Below are 1,124 nucleotides of genomic sequence, written 5' to 3' on the forward strand. Positions count from 1 at the left end.
TCACCATGATGCTGGACGAGTCAGCTGACGGACCTACCCGAGCAGCGCCGCCGCCGCGGCCAGGGTGGCCAGCGACAGCGTCGTGGTCACCAGCACCGCGCGGTTGGCCATCGCCTCGCCGACGCCGTACTCCTGGCCGAAGATGAAGGTGTTCTGCGCTGTCGGCAGGCCTGCGCACACCACCACGGCGAGCAACTGCGGCGCGGATAGGTGCAGGGCCAGCCCGGCCGCGTACGCGATGGCCGGCTGTGCGACGAGCTTCAGCGCGGTGATCACGGCCAGCTCGGCCGGCGCGGCCGGCTCGGCCCGCGACGGCGCCGTGCGGTGCATCGACGCGCCGAGCGCGACCAGGGCGGCCGGAACCGCGGCGCCCGACAGCAGGGTGAGCGACGCGCCGGCCGTCGACGGCAGATGCAGGCCGGCAGCCGAGCACGCGACACCGAGCAGCGACGCCAGGATCACAGGGTTGCGTACCGGCAGGGAGGCGATACGGCGGACCCGTACCCGCCCGGCCGGGTCGCTGTGCCGGTCCAGGGCGACCAGGATCACGGGTGTCACCACCAGCACCTGCAGCAGCACCACCTCCGCCAGGAACGACACGTTGCCGAGAACCTGCGTTGCGATCGGGATGCCGAGGTTCGCCGAGTTCACGTACCCGGCGGCCATGCCCCAGATCGGCCGTTCGCCGGGCTCGCGACCGAACAGCCAGCTCGCGCCGACCCACCCGAACCCGATGACCGCGGCCGTGCTCACCCCAAAGGCGAGCAGCGCGCGCCCGGCGAACCCGGAAAGCGGCATCCGGGACAGCGCTAGGAACAGGGCGGCCGGCATCGCAAGATGGAACACGAACCGGCCGAGCACCGACGCCCCCGCCTCGCCCAGCAGGCCCCAACGACAGGCCGCGTAGCCGACCGCGGTAAGGATCCAGATCGGTGCGAACGCCGACACCAAGCTCATACGGGCGTCACCGGCGGGCGGGAGTCGCGCCGGCTCAGGGACTGACGGGCGTCCAGGGCGGACGAGTCGAGAAACCCGGCGACGATCTCCACCTGGGCGAGGATGTCATCGACCTGCGCAGGGTGAACCCGGTTGCGTAACACTCCACCGCGCTTTCGCCGGTCTCC

1 protein-coding gene is annotated in these 1,124 nt (G+C 71.9%); it reads right to left on the minus strand.

The genetic code is table 11. From position 1 onward, the window contains the following. Nucleotides 1-33: 33 nt before the first annotated feature. Nucleotides 34-957, minus strand: a complete 924-nt coding sequence (locus GUI43_RS33275) for an AEC family transporter (protein WP_112583125.1) — start codon at nt 955-957, stop codon at nt 34-36. Nucleotides 958-1,124: the final 167 nt, after the last annotated feature.

The organism is Micromonospora noduli (genome assembly GCF_003264365.1).
In the GTDB taxonomy this organism is placed as follows: domain Bacteria; phylum Actinomycetota; class Actinomycetes; order Mycobacteriales; family Micromonosporaceae; genus Micromonospora; species Micromonospora noduli.

Excerpts from the sequence above, each read along its gene's own strand:
- GUI43_RS33275 (WP_112583125.1), bottom strand. The coding sequence starts at position 957 with ATGAGCTTGGTGTCGGCGTTCGCACCGATCTGGATCCTTACCGCGGTC.